Raw genomic sequence first — 19,478 nt, forward strand, 5'->3', positions numbered from 1 at the left:
TTTAGCGGGGAAGACGCGTCTCAGTCGGTCGGTTTCGCGGTCGGAGACGGGGCCGCATCGGCGCGGGCCTCCCGCCGATGGAGCAGGTACGCACAGCACACCGCGACGACGCCCGCGGCGGTGGCGATGCCGAACGCGACGCGGTAGCCGGTCGGCGTGTAGACCCGCGCGCCGGCCACCGTCTCGCCCGTCCAGTAGGCGTCGAGGGCGAGACCCATCACCGCCGGAAACAGCGCCGCGCCGAAGTAGCCCATGCTGTTTATCGCGCCCGTGACCGTCGCGCTCGCGGTGGCGTCGTGGCGCTCCTTGGCGACCGTGAAGGCGATGACGGCCCCGCCCATGACGAACAGCGCCGAAAACAGCAGGACGCCGACCACCAACAGCGGCGGCGTCACGAGGAGGAAGACGAGCCCGTACGCGAGGGTGAAGACGACACAGGAGGCGACGATGAGTTCGGTGCGGTAGCCGATGCGGTCCGAGAGCGTCCCCAGCACGGGCGACCCGAGGAGGAAGCCGACGTTGCCGACGAAGACGAAAAGCGAGGCCGTCCGGACCGACACGTCGTAGAGGTCGGCGATGTAGGGCACGCCCCACAGGCCGGTGACGGTGAAGTTCGTGCCCAAGACGAGAAACAGCATCGTCCCCATCAGCCACGTCTCGCCCTCGCGGAGGACGCGCTTCGTGTTCTCGACGACCGTCCCGAGTTCGACCGACGACGCGGGCGGGCGGACGCCGTCGAGGGGGTCGAACCCGGCGTCTCGCGGTCGGTCGCGGATCGCGAGGTACGTCACGACGGCGAGGCCGACGCCGCCGACGCCGACCCCGAGGAGCACCGAACGCCAGCCGACCGAGTCGATTGCGACCGCGAGCGGCGTCGTCGCCAGCACGCCGCCCATGCCCGCCGCGGCGACGGTCCACCCGGTCATCGTGGCGAACTCGTCCGGCCGGTACCAGTTGGCGAGGAACCGAAGCGTGGCCGTGTAGAGGACGCTCCCGCCGAGACCGAGGAGCGCCCGCGAGGCGAACGCCACCCCGTAGGTCGGCGCGAGCGCGAAGCCGAAGACGCCGAGCGCCATCACGGCGAGCCCGCCGGCGGCGACCCGGCGCGACCCCGCGCGGTCCACGAGGATTCCCGCCGGGAGCTGCAGGCCGGCGTAGATGTAGAAAAAGGAGGCGTGGAGCATACCCAGTTCCGCGCCGGTCGTGTCGAACGTCCGCGCGAGGTCGTCGGCGAGGACCGCCGAGGTGACGCGATGAAAGCTGACGAGGAGAAAGCCCGTCGTCAGGAGCGCCCAGAGCGCCCACCGGACGCGGGTCGGTCCGAACCGCGAAAGCCGTGTCATGGCTCAGGCGACATCGCGTGCGTGTAAATGTCTATCGTGAATATTCGTGTGAGATGCTGCGGGTGAGCGGTGGTCCGTTCCCGTTCCCGTTTCCGACCCGACCCGACCCGGCCCGACCCGACCCGGCCGTGAGTTCCTCCGCTATCCCCCAAGCGTATATCGGCGGCACGTTACGTACGTGCCATGCTCGCATCTCTCACTCTCGCGTTGATTTCGCTCGGCGTCGCCGTCGGACTGCTCGGCACGCTCGCCGAGGCCGACGACCCCGACGAGTACGATTACGTCGTCGCGAAGGACGGCACCGGCGACTACGAGACGATTCAGGCCGCTATCGACGGCGCGAAGTCGTTCCCGCCGGACCGAATCCGAATCCTCGTCCGGGACGGCGTGTACGACGAGAAGGTCGAAGTCCACGCGTGGAACCCCGACATCACCCTCGTCGGCGAGAGCGCCGAGGGGACGGTCATCACCCACGACGACCACTTCGAGAGAATCGACCGCGGCCGCAACAGTACCTTCTTCACCTACACGCTGAAGGTCCGCGGCAACGACTTCCGCGCCCGCGACCTGACCGTCGAGAACAGCGCCGGCCCGGTCGGACAGGCCGTTTCGCTCCACGTGGACGCCGACCGGGCGAGCTTCGAGAACTGCCGCTTCCTCGGCCACCAAGACACCGTCTACGCCGCCGGCGAGGGCGCGCGCCAGTACTTCTCGGACTGCTACGTCGAGGGGACGGCCGACTTCATTTTCGGCGGTGCGACCGCCGTCTTCGAGGACTGCCGCGTCCACTCGAAAGCCGACTCGTACGTGACGGCGGCCTCGACGCCGGCGAACGAGCCCTTCGGCTTCGTCTTTCTCGACTGCGAACTGACCGCCGACGCCGACGTGTCCGAGGTGTATCTCGGCCGGCCGTGGCGGAATCACGCCCGGACCGCGTTTATTCGCACGCGGATGGGCTCGCACGTGCTCCCCGCCGGCTGGCACAACTGGTCGCGTCCGGAAGCCGAGGAGACGGTCGAATACGCGGAGTACGACAGCCGAGGCCCGGGTTCGGAGGGCGAGCGGGTCTCGTGGGCGACGGCGTTGGCCGAGGACGAGGTCGGGAGGTACTCGAAGGCGAACGTGTTGGGTTCGGAGGATGCTGGTGAGTGGTGGGACTGGGAGGAGTGAGAGTGCGAGTGGGGCGGTTCAGTCTCAACCGGAATCCAGTAACTGCTCGGCGACGAGACGCCTCGCTCGATAGTTAGATTCCGAGAAGAGCCTAGGCCGGGATTTGAACTCACTCGCAAATCAGAGATTTGCTCGCTGCTCAAATCCGGCTACGGCTTCCGCTCGTCACGTTGTTCCTCACAGAAAGCCTAGGCCGGGATTTGAACCCGGGGTCTCGTCCTTACCAAGGACGCGCTTTACCGCTAAGCTACCCAGGCAGGCATTCCTTGGTTGTCCGGGTTACTCTTTAGGGGTTTCGATTCGAACCGACCCGGAACCGTGGTAGCGTATGTCGATTAGCGGTCCGCCGCGGAGGTGACCGCGTCGTCGCCACCGCCGCCCTGATAGAGGGCCGCGATGCGCTCGACGGTCCCCTCGGAGACGGTCTCGTCGGCTGGGGGGAAATCGCCGTCGTGGGTGTCGGCCAGTCCGGCGGCGTACTCCACGAGGGCGGTCGGCGGGGCCGAGCCGACGGCCGTGGTGCCGGCGACGACGGCGAGCGTGCAGATGTTCACTTCGAGTTCGCCGTCGAGGTCCGGGCGTGCCGCTTCGTCTGCCGAGCGGCGGCGAGTCTGGTCGCGGCCGAAGGCGCGGACCGTCTCGACGGCGTGGTCGGCGGCCTCGGTTCGGGCGAGGAGGTAGAAGCCGCGCGAGACGAGCACGTCCGCCGCGAGGATGTCGAGGTCCGCGTCGGTGTCCTCCTCGGGGCTATCGAGATGCGTCCACGGCTCGTCGTGGGCGAGCGACCGAGTGAGCCGGAGGCCCTCGTAGATGAGTTGCACTCCGGCCGCGCGGGAGGCCATCCCGTTCAGGTCGACCTTCGGTTCGACGGCCCGCGCGCTCACGAACGTGAGCACTGCCGGCGTCAGGGAGGCGGCGTCGAGGCGTTCGTCCAGCGCCGCACGGAGGGCCTCGGGCTCGATATCGGAGAGGGCCTCGCGCGCGGCCTCGCGGGCTCGCACGGCGTCGTCCATCGGCCGAGACTTACGGTTGGGAGGGCAAAGACCTTTGGAAAACCACGGCACAACGGGCGTATGATACGGACGACGGACGACGGCGACCTCCGGGTCGTGACCATCGACCGCCCGGCGCGACGGAACGCGCTCAGACCGACCGACCTCGACGCCCTCGAAGCCGCGGTCGTCGAGGCCGACGCGCCGGTGGTCCTCCTCCGGGGGAACGGCCCGGCGTTCTGCGCCGGCGCGGACCTCGACAGCGTCGCCGACCTCGACGATCCGGAAGCGTTCGCAAAACACGGCCAGCGCGTCGCCGACGCCATCGAAGCCGCCGAATCGGTCGTCGTCGCCGGCATCGACGGAGCGGCCCGCGGCGGCGGCGTCGAACTCGCGCTCGCCTGCGACGTGCGGGTGGCCACCTCGCGGGCGACCCTCGGCGAACCGGGCGTCCGACTCGGCCTGTTCGGCGCGTGGGGCGGGACCGTCCGTCTCCCGCGCGTCGTCGGCGAGGGTCACGCCCTCGAATTCTCGCTTTCGGGCCGCGTCGTCGACGCCGACGAGGCGCTCCGGATGGGCCTCGTCTCCCGAATCGTCGACGACCCGCGCGCGGTCGCGGCCTCGATGGCCAACAACGACCACCGGTCGCTCCGAATCATCAAGGAGCGACTGCGCGACCGCGACGGGTGGGAAGCGCGACTCGAACGGGAAGCCGCCGGCTTCGCGGAGCTTCATCGGGCGAACGTCGACGACATCGCGGCGTCGCGCGAAAAGTGAGTGCTGCGAACGGACCGGTTCGACGGCTGGTTACACGTCCAGCGCCGACGGCGCGGGGGGCATCGACCGCTTGTGGGCGCTGCCCGCGACGAGGCCGACCACGCGGTCGACCTGTTCTTCGGTCACGCCGAGGTGGCGGACCGTCGCGGACTTCGAGAGCGGGCCGTCCACGTGGAGCGCGAGAATCGCGTCGAGCGCGTCGTAGGTGAGCCCCAGTTCGCCCTCGTCGGTCTGGCCGGACCACATCTCGGCAGAGGGGGTCTGTAACACGAGTTCTTCCGGCACGCCGACGTGGGCGGCCAGCTGGCGGACCTGCTGTTTGTAGAGGTTCCCGATGGGGTTGCAGTCGACCGCCTGGTCACCGTACTTCGTGAAGTAGCCGGTCATCGCCTCGGCGCGGTTGCCCGTCCCGAGCACGATGCGGTTCTCGTGGTTGGCGACGAAGTAGTTGAGCACCGCCCGCGTGCGGACGTAGACGTTCCCGGCGGCCATGCGGTCGTCGGCCGCCTCGGGGAACGTGTCGAAGAACGTCTCGGCGATGGGCTGAATCTCGACCACGTCGTACTCGATTCCCAGCATCTCGGCGACCCCCTCGGCGTCGCTCATCATGTCCTCGGCATTCGCCACGCTCGGCATGACGAGCCCGTGGAGGTTCTCCTTCCCGAGCGCCTCGACGGCGAGGAAGGCGGTGAGCGTCGAGTCAATCCCCCCGGAGAGGCCGAGGACGGCCCCGTCGGCTCCGGCGGCTTCGACGGTGTCTTCGATGAAGGTCGTGATGTGTTCGCGATGCGCTTCGAGTTCCGCTTCGGAGAACAGGAGGTCGAACGGGGCGTCCTCCGAGAGAACGTCGACGGATGTCATGGGCGCCGGTTGGAACCGGGGGCCCAAATAGTCACGTGTCACGCGAAAACAATGGACGGCCGTCCAGTTTTCGCGGGGGTTCGATGGGGTGAAGCGCTACGTTCAAGTGCCCCCGCAGTCTACGGATTTTTGCTTCGGAACGCGGTTCGAAGCGCAGCGCGCCGATGTGTTGTCGAACGAAGTGAGACAACGCGCGGGGCGAACGAATGTGAGCGCCGATGGTCGACCGAGCGGAGCGAGGTCGAGTCAGGGGCGCAAGCAAAGCGTAGCGCGCCGATGGTCCAGTGGTAGGACACGAGCTTCCCAAGCTCGGAGCCCGGGTTCAATTCCCGGTCGGCGCATCTTCTGAACGGAGCCAGACGAGGAGCCGAGAGGCTCCGAGTCCATGGAGTGAAGAGATGCGACCTGAGGGAATTGAAGCAGCGAGCAACGCGAAGCGTTGCGAGTGGGGTTCAATTCCCGGTCGGCGCACTTCCGGTGAGACGCTGTCTCACCGACGTACCGCTCGTTTCACTCGCGGTACTCCCTTCGGTCGTTTGCCGACCGACCTTCGCAAACCTTCGGTTTGCTCAGTTCTGGCGAGATGCTATCTCGCCAACGTGCCGCTCGTTTCACTCGCGGCACTCCCGGTCGGCGTACAGCCGGCTTTATTGACAGTTGTCCGAACGGGGCATATGGACACCGAGACGCCCCTCCTGTCGATTCGGCGGTGGCTGATGGTCCTCTCGCTGTTGCTCACGGTCCAAGTGTACGCCAGCGTCACCGACACCGGCGCACTCGACGCCCCCGGCCAGCCAGTGAGACTCGCACTGATAGGTGCGGGAGTCTACGTCGTCATCGCGTTGCTTCTCACCTTCTTCGAAGAATAGCACGCGTCACCGACTCAGAAAAACAGGTTCTGCACGTCGTCGAGCTCCGGCGATTCGGAGCGAAACACCGGCTCGCGGGCGGTCTGCCGAAGCATCGCGTGGCGTTCGAGGGCCGAGTCGAATTCGAGAATCGCCCGCTCGATATCGCGGGCCAGCGCGTCGATTTCGCCGTGGAGTTCGTCGTCGTCGGCCATGATACGCGTAGTTAGTCGAGGGCTGGTAAAACGGGCTCGGCCGCGAGTCGTCACCGGAGCCGTCGGGTGCAGTTCCAGCAGAGGTCGAAGGTGGTGTCGGCCTCGTTTTCGACCCCGCAGTTCGGGCAGATGCGCTCGCCCGTCGGCGTCGTCTGCACGCCGGCCTGCGAGCCGTCGTCGAACGACGCCGCGATTTCGGGGTGGGCGTAGCGGTCCGTCCGGGCGGAGTCCCGACCGGTCCCCTCGCCCATCGTCGGCTCACCGCCGTTGACGAGGTACCGATAGACCAGGAGCTGGAGCAGGGTCAACCCGAGGGCGTAGACGACGATCCAACCCCAGATGTCCATCACACATTGACTTACGTTAGCATGCTATATCGGTTCTTCGGTCGAACGGGTCTGCTGACGCTCTCGACGGTGGTCGCGGGCGATGCCGGCGCGGCGGTCTGGCACCGAAAAGGGAGTTACTCGCGTCGGTGGGAATTCACCGGTCCGTCGAGTTCGCGGTCGAACTCGTCGAAGGCGTCGAGGTCGTCGGGGAGCTCGTAAGGAATCTCGCGCTCGTCGGCGCGGCGCTCGCCGCCGGCGTCGAGCGGTTCGGCCGCGTCCTCGAAGCCGGGCTTTACTTTCACGCTCTTGGCGGGCGAGCCGACAGCGATGTGGTGGGCGGGCACGTCGCCCTGCACGACCGACCGGGCCCCGACGATGGCGTTCTCGCCGACCGAAACGCCGGCGTTCACCATCGCGTCGTAGGTGATGCGCGCGTCGTCGCCGACGGTCGTGTGGTAGTTTCTGACCTCGGTCTGGTCGACGGTGTCGTGGGAGTGGCTGTAGATGTGGGCGCTGTCGGAGATGGAGACGCGGTCGCCGATGGTGAGTTTCCCGCGGTCGTCGAGGTGCACGTCGTCGTGGATGACCGTGTTGTCGCCGACGGAGATGTTGTGGCCGTACGAGAAGGTGACGCCCTTGAAGATGCGGAGGTTGTCCCCGGCCTCCTCGAAGAGGTGGTTGGCGAGCATCTGTCGGAACCGGAGGGCGAACGCGACGTTGTCGGCCATCGGCGTCGCGTCGAACTGCCGCCAGAGCCACTGGAGATGCTTCGAGCGCTTGAACTTCTCGTCGTCCTTCTCGGCGTAGTACTCGGCTTCGAGCGTCGCGTTGCAGGGGTCGTACCCCTGCAGTCGGACCCGCGTCGCGGGCGAGACGGGCTTGCCGTTCTGCCAGCGCTCCCACGCCTCGCGGTCGCCGAACAGGTCGATGAGGGTGTCCCGAACGACCGTGCAGGTGTCTTCGTCCGAGGCCAGACGAGCGTCGACCTCGTCGATAAACGCCTGTAAGCCGTCTTCGGCGTCTTCCGGAAGCGAAACGCGGACCTTTGTCATTGCACCGTCGTAAGCCGTCGAGATTCAAAGGGATTCGGTTGTGCGAACCGCGCGTCAGGCCTCCTCCGGGCAATATTAGCTGGTTTCGGGGGTCGGGCGCGTGTCTGATGGAACAAGTTCGACCCGTCGCTAGCGCCGAACGGAACCCGAAACGGACCGAGTGGGGTGTCTCTCCGATGGGTGATACGAATGGTGAAACCTATCACAGTCGCCCGAGTTTACACGATAATGAGTGAAAAATTCAGAGAAGGGATTCCGGCGTGGACGCGGGAACACGCCGCTGGCCTCCGCCGCGACGACTCGAACGTCGCGCCGGTCATCTATCCCCCGGACGAGCGACTTGACGACGACCTGCACATCTGGGACACGTGGTTCCTCCGGAACCGCGACGGCTCCGTCGCCGAAATCGACGGCTATCGCGTCATCTTCTCGCTGACGTCGTCGTCGGACCTCCTCCCCGGCAAGCGCCACGACGTGGCGACGATTCGCTACTTCTACTCCCGAGACGGCGAGGAGTGGACCACCGGCGTCGTCGTCTTCGACGGCGGCGCGCTCGGCCAGCGTCAGTGGGCCGGGTCGGCGATGTACGACCCGGACGGCGACGGCGACGACGTCTATCTCTACTACACCGCGGCCGGAGAGGACGGCGCCGAGGAGCTGACCTACACCCAGCGCATCGCAGTCGCCACCGGGGGGACCGTCCGCACCGACGACGCCGGATTCAGCATCGAGGGGTCGTGGAACCACCGAATCATCCTCACGCCGGACGGCGACTGGTACGAGCGCGAGGACCAGTCGCGCGGGATGATATACACCTTCCGCGACCCGTGGTTCTTCGAGGACCCCGCGTCGGGCGAGACGTACCTCCTCTTCGAGGCGAACACGCCCGTCCCCGAGGGGACCGGCGAGTGCGACGACCCCGTCTGGGAGGAGTTCAACGGGAGCGTCGGCATCGCCCACTCGCCGACCGGCGACCCGACCGACTTCGAACTCCGGCCGCCGCTTCTCGACGCCGTCTGCGTCAATCAGGAACTGGAGCGCCCGCACCTCGTCGTCCGCGACGGGACGTACCACCTGTTCGTCTCCAGCCACGTCCACACGTTCGCGCCCGGCCTGACGGGCTACGATGCCCTCTACGGGTTCGTCGCCGACGACCTCGCGGGCGACTACGAACCCCTGAACGGCCACGGGATGGTTCTCACGAACCCGAAAGGCGCGCCCTTCCAGGCGTACTCGTGGCTCGTCTACGACCACGGCGACGACCTCCTCGTCTCGTCGTTCTTCAACTACTTCGACTACGACCGACCGAGCCTCGACGACGTGGGACTCCTCCCGCCCGAAGAACAGCAGCGCCGCTTCGGCGGCACGCTCGCGCCGACCGTCCGGGTCGCTCTCGACGGCGACGAGACCGACCTCGTCGACACCCTCGGCCACGGACACCTGCCGCTGCCGCGCGAGGAACTGCCGACGCCGTGGTGGGAGCGAGACGGGGACGCCACCCGCGGCGGCGACTACTGAACGAACGCGGCGGTCACGCTCGTTTTCGCGCCTCGAACGTCGCGTCGAGTTCCCACGCGTCGAGCGAGCGGACGTCGACCCGGCCGTCGCCCTCGCCGCGTCGGACCGCGACCGAGACGCCGTCGGCGTCCGCGCGCGTCGGGTAGACCCGGGTCGTCAGACAGCGCTGCTCGTCGGCGAACACCTCGACGACCGAACAGTCGACGAACACGCGGAGCGACACCGACTCGCCCTCGACGGGCATCGAGCGGGGCTCTCGGTCCGCGTCGTGGGCTCGGGTGCTCCGCTCGCGGTCGACCGTGACGCGGTCGCCGTCGTACCGGAGGACGGTCCGCTCGCCAAGCGCCGGCGACTCGAACAGCCCGAGTTCGAACGCCCCGTCGCCGTCGACCGCGACGTCGACGGCGAGTTCGTAGGCGTTGCCCGAGAGGTCGAGCGACGCGTGCTCGTCGGCGTCGAGCGCGCTCGCGTCGAGTTCGACGTGACGGCCGCGGAGGGTGGCGAGTTCTCCGGCGGGTCGCTGTCGGAACTCGCCGGCGGCGGTCACCGAAAGCTCGCGCGGGAGCGAGAGCATCCCGGACCAGCCGGCGCGCCACTGCGCGTCGACGCCGCGGGTCTCTTTGACCCACCCCCACGCGAGCGTCCGGCCGTCGTCGACGACGGTGGACTGCGGGGCGTAGAAGTCGCCGTAGTCGAGCAGGCCCTCGCGTTCGACCGCGAACTCCGGGGCGTCGAGGTCGGCGGTACCGACGAAGTAGCGCACGTCCTCGTAGTTCGAGACGTGCAGCAGTTGGTGGTCGCCGAAGTCGAGGAGCTCCGGGCACTCCCAGACGGTTCCGTGACCCTCGCTACCGGAGAGAATCGGACCGACGTACTCCCACTCGCGCAAGTCGGGCGAGCGATAGAGGAGCGCGACGCCGCCGACCGCCGCGATTGCGGAGCCGATGAGCTGGTACCAGTCGTCGCCGACCTTCCAGACGGCGTGGTCGCGGAACTCCGCGGCCCAGTCGTCGGTCTCGAGGATGTCGAGGTCGTCCGGGGGCGTCTCGATGACTGGGTTGTCGGGCGCTTTGTCCCACGACCGGAGCAGCGGGTCGCTCGTCGTCGCCAGACAGGGAAGCTGGTGGTGGTCGCGACCGCCCGTGTAGATAATCGTCGGCACGCCCTCGTCGTCGACGACGGCGCACCCGGACCAACAGCCGTCGCGGTCCGGACCGTCCGGGTCCGGGGCGAGCGCGACCGGTCGGTCCGTCCAGTGCAGGAGGTCCTCGCTGGTCGCGTGGCCCCAGTGAATCGACCCGTGGAACGGCCCGCCGGGGTTGTACTGGTAGAACAGGTGGTAGGTCCCGTCGTGCTGGATGACGCCGTTCGGGTCGTTCAGCCAGTTTGCGGGGCCGGCGAGGTGGTACCGGGGTCGGAGATGGTCGTCGCCGAGTCGCTCGCGCATCGCGGCGAACCCCTCGGCGTCCGCGGGGCGGTCGGTGAACGCCGGTCTGCGGTGGACGGGGCCGCCGAGGACCGCGAGCGCGTTGCGGAGGAGGTGCTCGTTCGCGCCCATCGTCTCGAAGTCGTTGCCGTGGTGGGTGAGAAAGGCGACCTCGGCACCGATGCCGTAGACCGCGCCCGCGCCGCGGTCCCACGCGACGACGGACTTGAGCGCGACGAGGAAGTCGTCGCCGTGGAGCGTGCTGGCGAGGACCTGCCCGTTCTCGGGGAGGACGTGTTCGTACCGGGCGAAGGGGCGCGGCGCTTCGGGTGGTTGGAGGTGGACGCCCAGCGTGTCGAACCCGTCGAACAGCGGGTGGTCCGCGTGGATGGACTTCGTCAGCAGTCCGGTCGGGTGCGGCGAGTTCTCGGTCCCGACCGCGTCGGGCGCGACGGGGTCGATTCCCAGCGCGTCGACCGCCGAGAGGGCGTTGAGCGTCAGGAGGAGTCCGCCGCCGTCGGCGAGGTACGCGTCCAGTGCAGGCACACACTCGGCCGCGAGGGAGCGCACGTCGGCGTCGACGTGGCGGTCGGAGTGCCACCACAGCACGTCGAACTCGGAAAGGTCGGTCTCCCCGGCTGCGACGGCGTCGAGAGAGATTGTTTCGACGCTCGCTATCGACTCGGCCCACTCGAACGCCACTCGCTGTTCCTCCGTACGCTCGGTCGCGAAGAGAAATCCGACTCGAACCGGAATCACGTCCATTGCTGGCGTGGTTCGACATCACCGTGCATGAATCTGCGGATTCACTCGGTAGCGAGCAAATACACACAGCATCCAGAGAGCGACCGCGGGCCGCGAGCGCCGCTCACGCCGGGGATTCCCACGAGACGAAAACAAAACACACCCAATAAGTCGCCCCAATTCGTAGGGCCGGCCATGCACTACCGCGAACTCGGCACCTCCGGAATCGAAGTCAGCGAGGTCGGCTTCGGTGCGTGGGTCGTCGGGACCGACTGGTGGGGCGACCGCTCGGACGAAGACTCCATCGAGATGCTCCACCACGCCATCGACCGGGGCATCGACTTCTTCGACACGGGTGACGTGTACGGCCACGGCCACTCCGAGGAGGTCGTCGGCGAGGCCCTCGCCGACTACCGCGACGAGGTCACCGTCGCCACCAAAATCGGCTACGACTTCTACAACAACCCGCAGGCCGGCCACGGCGAACTCCCCAAGGAGATAACCGGCGAGTGGGTCCGCGAGGCAACCGAAAAGAGCCTCGAACGCCTCGACATGGAGTACGTGGACCTCCTGCAACTCCACAACGCGAACGTCGACGAGGTCACGCCCGACGTGCTCGAAGCCCTCGACGAACTGAAAGAGGAGGGCCTCATCAAGGCCACCGGCTGGGCGCTCGGCCCCTCCATCGGCTGGCTGGCCGAAGGCGACATGGCCATCGAAGAGGAGTTCGACGCGCTCCAAATCGTCTGGAACGCCTTCGAACAGGACGTGGGCAACCACTTCCTCGACACCATCCGCGAGACCGGTTCCTCGACGAGCCTCATCGCCCGCGTGCCGCACTCCTCGGGCCTCCTGAACGAGCAGGTCCGCCCCGAGACCGAACTCGGCTCCGGCGACCACCGCGGCTTCCGCCCCGACGAGTGGTACGAGACGGGCTGGGAGAAGCTCGAACAACTCCGCTTCCTCGAACGCGACGGCGAGCGCACCATGGCACAGGCGTCCATCGCCTACCTCCTCGGCTACGACGAGACCGCGGCCGTCACGCCGACGTTCCGCACGAAAGACGACATCGACGAGTGGGCGAAGGCCTCCGACGTGCCGAAGCTCACCGACGAGGAGCTAACCCGCGTCGAGGACCTGTACGCGGACAACTTCGGCATCGACCGCTTCGATGGCATGGACGCGCTCCGCTCGTCGGTCGACGGCGACGACATCCGCGCGGCCGGCCTCGACAAGCGCGTCGCGAAGGGCGCGCGCAACGAAGCCTGATGGGTCGCCTGAAGACCCTCCTCGGCGTCACCGCGGTTGCCCACGTCGCGCTCGCGTGGCTGGTCAGCCTCGACGCCAAGAAGCGCGGCGACGACGCCGGTCGCTGGATAGCGCTGACGCTCCTCACCGGCGTCGTCGGCGCCGTGGACTACGTCCGAAACGGGCGCTGACGGCGCGTCCGCGGTCGACCCCGGCTGTTTTCCGTTCTGTCCGTTCGGTCACCGACGCTCACGAGGGCTCCCCTTCGATATATATCGCACTTAGCAGCCTACTACACCGCCGCCGCCGAACTCAACGACGACATGTCGAACGCCACCGGCGGCTCCAGCTCCAGCGGGTCGACGACGCGCTCATCAACGTCGACAACCTCGCCGTGATGGACGACGGTCGCGTGCTCTGTTGCGAGGACGCCGACCAGTTCGGCCGCTCGTACAAGAACGACTGCCTGTACGTCTACACGCCGGAGGACGACGACCGCGGCCACGGGAACGACCCCGACGGCGACGACGCCGATAACCCGGGACGAAGCGACGACGCTCCGGGTCGCGGGAACGGCGACGGAAACTAACCCGACCCGCTCACGCAGTTTTTTGTATTTCGAGAGACACGTTCGACCAATGGTCCTCGAACGATTCGGTTCGGCGCTCTCCCGTGAGGCCCGCGCCGTCGCCCGAAGCCCACCGCTCTTAGGCGTGGTTACCGGGGTGTGGATGATGCTCATCGCGCTGATGATGGGCCTCGAAGTGCATCTCGCAGTCGTCTGGTTCCTCGCCGTCGCTCCGTCGACGGCGGTGGTGGCCTACGGCGGGCGGCGCGTCCTGCGTCGCTTCCGCGGTGACCGCGGCGAGTCCGACGGCGAAGACGAGTGGGCGCGGAGGGCGGACCGAGGGACCTACGACCCCGTGGACGACGAGTCGGCCATCGAGCGGCTGCGAGAGCGCTACGCGGCCGGCGACCTCTCCGACGAGGAGTTCGAACGCCGCCTCGACAAGCTAGTCGAAACCGAGAGCTACGTCGCCGGGTCGCAATCGCGGTCGCAGTCGCCCTCCGGAAACGCGAGAGAGCGAGCCTTCGAGCAGAACTGACGGAACGGGAGTCGGCCGGACGCAGGGACGGCCGCGGCGACCGGTGACCGAGTCGGAGTCGGAGTCGGAGCGCGCCTCGCGGGCGACCCGCGTGCCGGGACCAAAAGAGACACAACGCTCGACCGAGTCCGGGACGACCATGCGTAGTTCACTCGTCGACCTGCTTCCGGACCTCCTCGAACTTCTCGTCTTCAGTCTCGGGAGTGCGGGGCTTTCGCTCGCCGGCGCGTACATCGAGCGCTTCGCGCTCATCACCTTCGAACAGGGCAACGTCGAAATCGCCGCGTGGGCGGTCGTGATGGGCGCGGTGGCGCTGTACTTCGCGTACAACGTCGGAACCGACAAGGTCCGCCCGAAGCTCCGGGACGTTCGCGCCGCGCTCGCGTAGAAAAAGCTGCAGTCTGATTTTGGGCGTTCGACCGCGTTAGGCGAGGAAGACGTGTCGCGGCCGGTCCGCGAGCACGTACACGCCACCTTTTCCTGCGCTCGCTCCGCTCACTGGCAAAACCTGGACAAAAAGGTTCGTCACCCCCGATGGGGATTCCTCACCCCGCTCCCGATGGTCGCGGAGCTACGCTAAGAACACGTGTCGCGGCCGGTCCGCGAGCACGTCGCGACCCCACTGGACCGTGTCGCGGAACGCGTCGGAGCGGAAGAACTCCATGGCGTCGTCCTGCGAGCGCCACTGGCTGGCGATGAACATGTCGTCTTCGTCTTCGACGTTGACCATCAGGTCCGTGTCGAAGTGGCCGTCCATCTCTTCGAGGAGGCCGCCGACGGTGCCGAACTTCTCGACGAAGTCGCCGCGGTGTTCGGACTTGACGGTGTAGAACATCCCCATCGTGCCGAAGCCGGACTCCTCGCCGGCGCGCTCGACGATGCCGGGGAGTTCCGAGAGGAATCCCGCGGCGGTCTCGGCCGCCGACGCCGTCTCCCAGATGGAGACGACGGCGACCCGACCGCGCTCGTTTGCCTCGTAGACGGCCGTCTTGACGTGCGTCGGGTAGTGGTCGAAGTTGCCGCGGAGGCCCTCGACCTCGTCGAACAGCTCGTCGGCGTCGGCCTCGGAGTAGAGGACCGTCGCGTACACGTCCTCGCCGTGGGGCTTGCCGGCGTAGATGTTCAGGTCTTCGAGCTGCCCGCGGATGTCCTCGTCGCCGGCTTCGTCGCCGCCGTCGTCACCGTGGTGGTGCCCGCCGTCGTCGCTCTCGCCGCCGTGATGGTGGCCGTCGCCGCCGTGGTGGTGACCACCCTCGCCGTGCGCGTGCGCGCCGTGGTGGGACTCGTCTTCGAACTCGCTGGTCGGGACGCCGTCGCCCGCGAGGAACGCGCCGAGGTCAGACGGCGGGAAGCGCCGGCCGACGTAGAACTGGCCGAACTCGCCGTACTTCGAGGAGACCTCGTCGAAGCGCATCTCGTAGACGATGTCCTTGATGTCGGTCGGGTCGTCGCCGAAGAGCGTGACGCCCCACTCGTAGTCGTCGAAGCCGACCGAGGAGGCGATGACCTGCTTGATTTTCCCGGCGTACTTCCGGCCGGTGTCGCCGTGGGTGGACATCAGGTCGCGGCGCTCGTCGAACGAGAGGTCGTACCAGTTGTGCTCCTCGCCGCGGCGCTTCGACATCGGGTAGAAGGACATGTAGGTGTCCGCCGGGATGTCGGGCTTGAGCTTGCCCTCGATGTAGCGGAGCAGCCCGGTGTCGATGTCCTCCTCGTTACCCTCGAAGTAGTCGTCCGAGACGTAGCCGGACACCTCGGTGACGGAGACGTAGGAGGTCGGCTGCTCGGTGAAGGCCGCGAGCGCGGTCCGCTCGAACTGCCGCTCGGCGCGGGAGATGTCGTCGAGCGTCGGCCGGAAGTGGACGACCACGAAGTCCGCCTTGTGGCCGAGCACGGAGAAGACGGCGGACGCGCCCGCCTCGGCGTCCTCGACCGCCTCGTGGGCGTCGAGGTACGCGACGCCCTCCTCGATTGCGCGGCGGCGCTCGCGGTCGGGCGCGTCACGCCACGCGTCCCAGTCGACGGTTCGGAAGTCGTGCAGCGCGAACCAGCCCTCGTCGGTCTGTGGGGCCTCTACCATACGGGGGCCTAGGGAGTCATCCGGTATTGAAGTTGCGAGTCGTTTTCGCGGTTCGAGAACCGTCGAAGGGAGGCGAGTCGACCCCGACCGGGGCGGCCGAGGCGCTCAGCCGAGGAGCGTCGGCCCGAATATCATGAGCACGAGCGACGCGAGCATCGTGAGCCCGATCGAGGTCGTGATGGTCCGGACGACGGTGTGGGGGTCGTCGACCGGGAGCCGCGAGACCACGGCCTCGGTCGAGGTCCGGAGGATGCGACCGCCGTCGAGCGGGTAGCCGGGGATGCAGTTGAAAAGCCCCAGCTGGAGGTTTATCCACGCCGTCCAGAACAGGACGTTGGCGACGATGAAGACGCCGCCGCCGAGGAAGCCGAGCGGGCCGCCGACCTGGTAGAAGTTGATGACCTCGCCGGTGAAGCCGGGGAAGTTCGGAATCCCGAGGACGACCGACGCGAGGGGCAACAGGAGCGACACGTAGACGAGCTGGAGGGGCGACCCGGCGAAGGCGCTGCCGAGGCCGCCGCCGTCGCCGCCGTCACCGCCGAGAAGCGAGAGGTACGTCCCCGCGGGGTACTCCTGCGTGCCGAAGTCCGTCAGGAGGAGGCCGCTCGTCCCCTGGAAGATGTTGACGCCGAGGAACCCGTTTCCGTCCTGCGGGTTCTCGCCGAGCGTCACCTGCACCGTCTCGAAGCCGCCGTCGCGGTAGACTTCGACGGCGACGGTCTGGTCGGGCGCTGTCCGGTCGAGCGCCTCCTGAAGTCCCGTCGATGAGGTGATGCGCTCGCCGTTGAACGACGAGACGATGAGGGGTTGCGTCGTCCCCGTGGCGTTGTACAGCGGGCCGTCTTCTGCGACGTTCGTGATGTAGGCACCGACCGGGATGGTGCGCTCGCCGGCTGAGGTGTCGAGGCGGGCGAACCGCGAGTCGCCGACGGCCGACTCGAAGCCGGCGCGCGTCGAGACGGCGGTCCCGTTGACCGCGGTCACGCGAATCGGGTCGGTCCCGGACTCGACGGTGAGGTTCGCGGGGTTGCCTTCGACGGAGCCGGCGACGACGAGTTCGCGCGTGACCGAGACGGTCCGTTCGCCGTCGAGTTCGACCGACACCGTTCCCGCGTCGGTCGCGAGGAGCGCGGCGTCGAGTTCCTGCGTCGTGTTGACCGGCGTGCCCTCGATGGCGGTCACGCGGTCGCCGCCCGAGATGCCCGCCGCGTCCGCAGGTGAACCGGCGTACGCGCCGGAGACGGCGACGCCCGGCGCGACGGTGATAGAGCCGATGACCGGGCCGAAAAGCAGGGCGAACGCGACCAGCGTGACGGCGAAGTTGTTCGTCACGCCGGCGGCGAACATCCGCGACTTGCCGCCGCGGTCGGCGCGGCGCTGGCTCTCCTCGGAGGGTTCGACGAACGCTCCGATGGGGAGTATCGTCAGGAGGACGATGCCCATCGACTCCACGTCGATGCCCTCGACGCGGCTGAGGATGCCGTGGCCGCCCTCGTGGACGACGAGACCGACGAGGAGGCCGAAGAGGATTTCCGGAGCGACCGAAAGCGGGAGGAAGTCGTTGACGCCGGGGATGACGAGGAAGTTCTGCGGCTGGTTCACCTGCGTCGGCGCGGGCGGGTTCTGGAGGATGACGACCGCCTGGTAGACGAGGAGGACGAACGTCCCCGCCATGATGACGAGGGCGATGCCGAGGCCGACGTTGCTCCACGCCCGCCAGAACCGCTTGGGGGCGGCGAGCCTGTCGAGGAGTTCGCGGCCGCGACGGGTGTGGACCGTCGTGAGCGGACCTTGGACGCGGACGTACTCGGGGAGAATCCCGCGAGCACGCAACAGCGCCGCGAGGAGAGAGTAGGCGATGAAACCGGCGAGAACCCAAAGCAGCGTGTTCATCGCCCGAAGGGAAGCGGCGCGGGCCAAAAGGCGTTCGGGTTACGGTACCACCGTTCGGGTCACGGTACCGCTGTTCGACGACCGCGGGCGGGCGTCGGCGGCCGCGAGCGCCGCCGCCAGCCGGCCGTCACGAATGGGATTACTCGTCTTCGTCGCCGTCGTCGCCGGGCGACTCGATTTCGACTTCGACCGCGCCGTCGTCGTCCGCATCGGCCGCTTCGTCGCCGTCGGCCTCGTCAGTTTCGTCGTCGGACGCCGCGTCTTCCGTCTCGTCTTCGGGGTCGTGTTCGACGGTGACCGTGGCGTCTTCGTCGTCGGCCGCGTCGTCGTCGGTCGCCGTCTCGCTCTCGGCGTCGTCGTCGGCGAGCGCGATGTCGGTAAAGGAGTCGCCGGACGACGAGCGAAGCCGGGAGACGGCGTAGGCGACGCCCACGAGGAGCAAGGCGACGAGGAACAGCCGGCCGTACGAGCGGCCGCCCGAGGACTCGTCGTCGACGGCTTCCTGTTCGGAGTCGGCGTCGAACTCCTCCAGTTCGACGTCGAATTCGTCTTGCGATTCCTCCACGGACCGGATGAAGTCGATGAGAGACATGTGAAGTGTGGTGCGGCGAGGCCGCGGTAGGCGTCGTTCGCGGGGGAACGAGCCCGTCCATCCGTACGCGCGTCGGGGACATAAGTCGTCCCCCAGAAGGGTTTTAGCCACCCCGGCGACCATCGAGTACCGTGTTCGACAGTTCCCGCTACGAGGTCCGACAGAAGGTGTCCATCGGCAACAAGTACGTCGTCTACGAGGGCGACGACCCCATCCTCTCGGCGAAGCAAAAGAAGTTCAAGCTGAAAGAGGACTTCCGGCTGGACGACCACGACACCGGCGAGGAGCGCTTCCGCGTCAAGGCCGACAGCGTCCTCGACGTGTCGACCGCCTACGACATCGTCGACAGCCGGACCGGCGAGCGCGTCGGCGCGGTCAAACGCGGCGCGTTCTCGTTCGCCAAACACACCTACCAACTGCTCGGCCCCGACGGCTCCGTCGTGGGGCGAATCGTCGAGGACAACGTCCCGATGGCGGTCGCCAGACGGCTCCTCACGACGCTCATTCCCTTCTCGTACCGCATCGAGGACGCGGCCGGCGAGCCGGTCGGCGCGGTGGACGAGCGGTTCTCCTTCCGGGACAAGTACACTATCGACGTGGACCGCGAGCGTCTCGACCCGCGACTCGCCGTCGTCGGTGCGGTCGTGATAGACGCCATCGAGGAGAACTGAGACCGACCGAGTCATCGCCCCCGCGCCGCCGGTAACTCAAAGAGCTATTTGACATTTGAGTATCTATTTCTCCCGAATTCGAGTAGTGTCGGATGGCATGTTCGAACGAATCCGACTCCGTTGGTTCGTCGTCGCCGCCGTCGTCTGCGCCGCGCTCGTCGGCGGGGCGACCGCGGCCGCAGCACAGGACGCCCCGTCGGTGAGCCTCGCGACGACCGGCGGGAACGTGACCGTCACGCAGGCCGAAGACGCGACGATTCGGGGGACGAGCGACCTCGAAGCGGGGACGACGGTCTCGGTCCGCGTCCAGTCGGCCGGCGACACGAGCCCGCGGTTCCTCAAGACGAGCGAGGCCGTCGTCGGCGATGACGGGAACTTCTCGGCGACCCTCGACTTCTCGGATATTCCGCCGGGCTCGACGTTCTCCGTCTCGGTCCGCAACGAGTCGAGCGCGCTCGCGGAGGCCGAGGGCGTCGTCGTCGAGGACGCAGCGACGACGACCACCTCGGCATCGACGACCGACACCGGAATCCCCGGCTTCGGCGCGGGTCTCGGCGCGCTCGCGGTCGCGGGGCTCGGCGCGGCGGCGTTGCTCGCGGGTCGTCGGGCGTGA

General features: G+C 67.8%; 20 protein-coding genes, 2 tRNA genes and 1 pseudogene. 12 read left to right on the plus strand and 11 right to left on the minus strand.

Annotated features, from left to right (window positions below; genetic code table 11):
• Positions 1–20: 20 nt before the first annotated feature.
• Positions 21–1,343 (minus strand): MFS transporter, encoded by a 1,323-nt coding sequence (locus tag DEQ92_RS15415; RefSeq protein ID WP_115821103.1) that lies wholly within the window; start codon positions 1,341–1,343, stop codon positions 21–23.
• Between the two features lie 183 nt (positions 1,344–1,526).
• Between DEQ92_RS15415 and DEQ92_RS15420 the strand changes: the two genes are divergently transcribed.
• Positions 1,527–2,513, plus strand: a complete 987-nt coding sequence (locus DEQ92_RS15420) for a pectinesterase family protein (RefSeq protein WP_115821104.1) — start codon at positions 1,527–1,529, stop codon at positions 2,511–2,513.
• Positions 2,514–2,698: 185 nt separating this feature from the next.
• On the opposite strand, the gene DEQ92_RS15425 is transcribed toward DEQ92_RS15420, so the two are convergent.
• Positions 2,699–2,770 (minus strand) — tRNA-Thr (locus DEQ92_RS15425).
• Positions 2,771–2,848: 78 nt separating this feature from the next.
• Positions 2,849–3,526 carry a hypothetical protein gene (locus DEQ92_RS15430; RefSeq protein ID WP_004976389.1) on the minus strand — a complete coding sequence of 226 codons (678 nt, stop codon included), beginning with the start codon at positions 3,524–3,526 and terminating at the stop codon, positions 2,849–2,851.
• 60 nt (positions 3,527–3,586) lie between these two features.
• On the opposite strand from DEQ92_RS15430, the gene DEQ92_RS15435 reads away from it, so the two are divergent.
• Positions 3,587–4,282 (plus strand): enoyl-CoA hydratase/isomerase family protein, encoded by a 696-nt coding sequence (locus DEQ92_RS15435; protein ID WP_115805366.1) that lies wholly within the window; start codon positions 3,587–3,589, stop codon positions 4,280–4,282.
• Positions 4,283–4,312: 30 nt separating this feature from the next.
• Here DEQ92_RS15435 and DEQ92_RS15440 read toward each other — a convergent pair whose 3' ends face one another.
• A complete protein-coding gene (locus DEQ92_RS15440) occupies positions 4,313–5,143 on the minus strand; it encodes an NAD+ synthase (protein ID WP_050459251.1) in 831 nt (276 codons plus the stop codon).
• A gap of 270 nt (positions 5,144–5,413) precedes the next feature.
• Here DEQ92_RS15440 and DEQ92_RS15445 point away from each other — a divergent pair.
• Positions 5,414–5,484, plus strand: a tRNA-Gly gene (locus DEQ92_RS15445).
• 333 nt (positions 5,485–5,817) lie between these two features.
• Positions 5,818–6,012 carry a hypothetical protein gene (locus DEQ92_RS15450; RefSeq protein WP_115805367.1) on the plus strand — a complete coding sequence of 65 codons (195 nt, stop codon included), beginning with the start codon at positions 5,818–5,820 and terminating at the stop codon, positions 6,010–6,012.
• A 14-nt stretch (positions 6,013–6,026) separates the two neighbouring features.
• On the opposite strand, the gene DEQ92_RS15455 is transcribed toward DEQ92_RS15450, so the two are convergent.
• From DEQ92_RS15455 to DEQ92_RS15465, 3 genes are all read right to left on the minus strand, one after another.
• Positions 6,027–6,206 (minus strand): hypothetical protein, encoded by a 180-nt coding sequence (locus tag DEQ92_RS15455; protein WP_004976393.1) that lies wholly within the window; start codon positions 6,204–6,206, stop codon positions 6,027–6,029.
• 50 nt (positions 6,207–6,256) lie between these two features.
• Positions 6,257–6,553: a hypothetical protein gene (locus DEQ92_RS15460; RefSeq protein WP_004976394.1), complete on the minus strand. Its 297-nt coding sequence runs from the start codon at positions 6,551–6,553 to the stop codon at positions 6,257–6,259.
• A 116-nt stretch (positions 6,554–6,669) separates the two neighbouring features.
• Positions 6,670–7,587 carry an acyltransferase gene (locus DEQ92_RS15465; RefSeq protein ID WP_004976395.1) on the minus strand — a complete coding sequence of 306 codons (918 nt, stop codon included), beginning with the start codon at positions 7,585–7,587 and terminating at the stop codon, positions 6,670–6,672.
• Positions 7,588–7,815: 228 nt separating this feature from the next.
• Between DEQ92_RS15465 and DEQ92_RS15470 the strand changes: the two genes are divergently transcribed.
• Positions 7,816–9,105: a glycoside hydrolase family 68 protein gene (locus tag DEQ92_RS15470; RefSeq protein ID WP_115821105.1), complete on the plus strand. Its 1,290-nt coding sequence runs from the start codon at positions 7,816–7,818 to the stop codon at positions 9,103–9,105.
• A 13-nt stretch (positions 9,106–9,118) separates the two neighbouring features.
• On the opposite strand, the gene DEQ92_RS15475 is transcribed toward DEQ92_RS15470, so the two are convergent.
• On the minus strand, positions 9,119–11,296 hold the full coding sequence (locus DEQ92_RS15475; RefSeq protein WP_115805368.1) for a GH32 C-terminal domain-containing protein: 2,178 nt from the start codon (positions 11,294–11,296) through the stop codon (positions 9,119–9,121).
• A gap of 174 nt (positions 11,297–11,470) precedes the next feature.
• On the opposite strand from DEQ92_RS15475, the gene DEQ92_RS15480 reads away from it, so the two are divergent.
• From DEQ92_RS15480 to DEQ92_RS15495, 5 genes and pseudogenes are all read left to right on the plus strand, one after another.
• On the plus strand, positions 11,471–12,544 hold the full coding sequence (locus DEQ92_RS15480; protein ID WP_004976398.1) for an aldo/keto reductase: 1,074 nt from the start codon (positions 11,471–11,473) through the stop codon (positions 12,542–12,544).
• Positions 12,544–12,714 carry a hypothetical protein gene (locus DEQ92_RS23935; protein ID WP_004976399.1) on the plus strand — a complete coding sequence of 57 codons (171 nt, stop codon included), beginning with the start codon at positions 12,544–12,546 and terminating at the stop codon, positions 12,712–12,714. Before DEQ92_RS15480 ends, DEQ92_RS23935 begins: the two co-directional genes overlap by 1 nt.
• 102 nt (positions 12,715–12,816) lie before the next feature.
• Positions 12,817–13,112: pseudogene (locus tag DEQ92_RS15485) on the plus strand (cell surface protein); the annotation flags it as partial.
• A 49-nt stretch (positions 13,113–13,161) separates the two neighbouring features.
• Positions 13,162–13,629 carry an SHOCT domain-containing protein gene (locus DEQ92_RS15490; protein ID WP_004976401.1) on the plus strand — a complete coding sequence of 156 codons (468 nt, stop codon included), beginning with the start codon at positions 13,162–13,164 and terminating at the stop codon, positions 13,627–13,629.
• A 139-nt stretch (positions 13,630–13,768) separates the two neighbouring features.
• A complete protein-coding gene (locus tag DEQ92_RS15495; RefSeq protein ID WP_049905183.1) occupies positions 13,769–14,017 on the plus strand; it encodes a hypothetical protein in 249 nt (82 codons plus the stop codon).
• 183 nt (positions 14,018–14,200) lie between these two features.
• Here DEQ92_RS15495 and DEQ92_RS15500 read toward each other — a convergent pair whose 3' ends face one another.
• From DEQ92_RS15500 to DEQ92_RS15510, 3 genes are all read right to left on the minus strand, one after another.
• Entirely contained in the window at positions 14,201–15,709 is a 1,509-nt protein-coding gene (locus tag DEQ92_RS15500; RefSeq protein ID WP_115821106.1) for a heme-binding protein, read from the minus strand.
• Between the two features lie 105 nt (positions 15,710–15,814).
• Positions 15,815–17,602 (minus strand): site-2 protease family protein, encoded by a 1,788-nt coding sequence (locus tag DEQ92_RS15505; protein WP_004976404.1) that lies wholly within the window; start codon positions 17,600–17,602, stop codon positions 15,815–15,817.
• Positions 17,603–17,741: 139 nt separating this feature from the next.
• A complete protein-coding gene (locus DEQ92_RS15510; RefSeq protein ID WP_004976405.1) occupies positions 17,742–18,194 on the minus strand; it encodes a hypothetical protein in 453 nt (150 codons plus the stop codon).
• 131 nt (positions 18,195–18,325) lie between these two features.
• Here DEQ92_RS15510 and DEQ92_RS15515 point away from each other — a divergent pair, with 131 nt between their 5' ends.
• Together DEQ92_RS15515 and DEQ92_RS15520 are read left to right on the plus strand one after the other, a co-directional pair.
• Positions 18,326–18,865: a hypothetical protein gene (locus tag DEQ92_RS15515; protein ID WP_004976406.1), complete on the plus strand. Its 540-nt coding sequence runs from the start codon at positions 18,326–18,328 to the stop codon at positions 18,863–18,865.
• 97 nt (positions 18,866–18,962) lie between these two features.
• Positions 18,963–19,478 (plus strand): BGTF surface domain-containing protein, encoded by a 516-nt coding sequence (locus DEQ92_RS15520; protein WP_115805371.1) that lies wholly within the window; start codon positions 18,963–18,965, stop codon positions 19,476–19,478.

Origin of the sequence: Haloferax sp. Atlit-6N (assembly GCF_003383195.1) — an archaeon.
Classification (GTDB): Archaea; Halobacteriota; Halobacteria; order Halobacteriales; family Haloferacaceae; genus Haloferax; species Haloferax gibbonsii.

What these genes read in the sequence shown, in the direction of transcription:
- DEQ92_RS15470 (WP_115821105.1), top strand. Translation starts at nt 7,816, where the DNA reads ATGAGTGAAAAATTCAGAGAAGGGATTCCGGCGTGGACGCGGGAACAC.
- DEQ92_RS15460 (WP_004976394.1), bottom strand. Translation starts at nt 6,553, where the DNA reads ATGGACATCTGGGGTTGGATCGTCGTCTACGCCCTCGGGTTGACCCTG.
- DEQ92_RS15430 (WP_004976389.1), bottom strand. Translation starts at nt 3,526, where the DNA reads ATGGACGACGCCGTGCGAGCCCGCGAGGCCGCGCGCGAGGCCCTCTCC.
- DEQ92_RS15500 (WP_115821106.1), bottom strand. Translation starts at nt 15,709, where the DNA reads ATGGTAGAGGCCCCACAGACCGACGAGGGCTGGTTCGCGCTGCACGAC.
- DEQ92_RS15490 (WP_004976401.1), top strand. Translation starts at nt 13,162, where the DNA reads ATGGTCCTCGAACGATTCGGTTCGGCGCTCTCCCGTGAGGCCCGCGCC.
- DEQ92_RS15505 (WP_004976404.1), bottom strand. Translation starts at nt 17,602, where the DNA reads ATGAACACGCTGCTTTGGGTTCTCGCCGGTTTCATCGCCTACTCTCTC.
- DEQ92_RS15435 (WP_115805366.1), top strand. Translation starts at nt 3,587, where the DNA reads ATGATACGGACGACGGACGACGGCGACCTCCGGGTCGTGACCATCGAC.
- DEQ92_RS15520 (WP_115805371.1), top strand. Translation starts at nt 18,963, where the DNA reads ATGTTCGAACGAATCCGACTCCGTTGGTTCGTCGTCGCCGCCGTCGTC.
- DEQ92_RS15420 (WP_115821104.1), top strand. Translation starts at nt 1,527, where the DNA reads ATGCTCGCATCTCTCACTCTCGCGTTGATTTCGCTCGGCGTCGCCGTC.
- DEQ92_RS15415 (WP_115821103.1), bottom strand. Translation starts at nt 1,343, where the DNA reads ATGACACGGCTTTCGCGGTTCGGACCGACCCGCGTCCGGTGGGCGCTC.
- DEQ92_RS15495 (WP_049905183.1), top strand. Translation starts at nt 13,769, where the DNA reads ATGCGTAGTTCACTCGTCGACCTGCTTCCGGACCTCCTCGAACTTCTC.
- DEQ92_RS15510 (WP_004976405.1), bottom strand. Translation starts at nt 18,194, where the DNA reads ATGTCTCTCATCGACTTCATCCGGTCCGTGGAGGAATCGCAAGACGAA.
- DEQ92_RS15455 (WP_004976393.1), bottom strand. Translation starts at nt 6,206, where the DNA reads ATGGCCGACGACGACGAACTCCACGGCGAAATCGACGCGCTGGCCCGC.
- DEQ92_RS15475 (WP_115805368.1), bottom strand. Translation starts at nt 11,296, where the DNA reads ATGGACGTGATTCCGGTTCGAGTCGGATTTCTCTTCGCGACCGAGCGT.
- DEQ92_RS15440 (WP_050459251.1), bottom strand. Translation starts at nt 5,143, where the DNA reads ATGACATCCGTCGACGTTCTCTCGGAGGACGCCCCGTTCGACCTCCTG.
- DEQ92_RS15480 (WP_004976398.1), top strand. Translation starts at nt 11,471, where the DNA reads ATGCACTACCGCGAACTCGGCACCTCCGGAATCGAAGTCAGCGAGGTC.
- DEQ92_RS15465 (WP_004976395.1), bottom strand. Translation starts at nt 7,587, where the DNA reads ATGACAAAGGTCCGCGTTTCGCTTCCGGAAGACGCCGAAGACGGCTTA.
- DEQ92_RS23935 (WP_004976399.1), top strand. Translation starts at nt 12,544, where the DNA reads ATGGGTCGCCTGAAGACCCTCCTCGGCGTCACCGCGGTTGCCCACGTC.
- DEQ92_RS15450 (WP_115805367.1), top strand. Translation starts at nt 5,818, where the DNA reads ATGGACACCGAGACGCCCCTCCTGTCGATTCGGCGGTGGCTGATGGTC.